1 protein-coding gene is annotated in these 685 nt (G+C 70.7%); it reads left to right on the top strand.

Annotation, left to right across the window (positions count from 1 at the left end; all coding sequences use genetic code 11):
* The first annotated feature begins 255 nt into the window (after positions 1-255).
* Positions 256-552, top strand: coding sequence for a hypothetical protein (locus E6R62_RS37870; protein WP_223279494.1), 297 nt, complete (start codon positions 256-258; stop codon positions 550-552).
* The last annotated feature ends 133 nt before the right edge of the window (positions 553-685 follow it).

Raw genomic sequence — 685 nt, 5'->3', positions numbered from 1 at the left:
CAACTTGGTGTTTCTGGCTCGCAATTACGAGGCTCTGGCGCGAAGGCTGTCACAACCCCCGGGCGCCGGGGGTTCAGAGGTGTGGCCCTCAGGGAACACAGTGTCAGTTCCTCGGGTTAGGTTGGTGGTTGTGGCCGCACTCTGGGGCATCTCGTGACAGATCTCAGGCAGGGGCACGGAAGGGCATATGGACCGGCAAAGAGCACCTGGGGGTGGCATGAGCGAGCAGGTCGTGGGGTGCGGAGGGGGCGCGCGGTGAGTGTGTACAGCGAGCGCGTCTCGGACGTCGTGATCGCCAGCGTGGAGGTGGCCGCCGACTCCGCCACCGCCGGATCCTTCACTCCCGAGGTCGCCCGCGCGCTCACCGCCGTCGTCGGCAAGGTGGCGGAGCGGGCCATGGGGGACGCGGAGCTCAACGGATTCGTCACCGGCTGGCAGGAGGCCATGGCCACCCTGGAGGGCGACGCCCCGGCCGACGCGCAGGTCTACCAGGTGCCCGCGTGGGACGTGCGCGGCCAGACCGGCCGCAATGGTTCGCCCCGGGTCCGCTGACGGTCCGCCCGCCGACGTGCATACGAGTGCCCCGCGGCCGTTGTGGCCGCGGGGCACTCGCATGCAGAGGCGATCAGGGGCGGAGTTCGTGGGCCCGGCGCGTCGCGCGCTCCGCGGCGAAGACGTCCGCTAG

This window comes from Streptomyces sp. A1136 (genome assembly GCF_004795055.1).
GTDB lineage: Bacteria > Actinomycetota > Actinomycetes > Streptomycetales > Streptomycetaceae > Streptomyces.
Note: the sequence above shows the minus strand (reverse complement) of the source record. Positions and strands in the feature narration are given on the sequence as shown.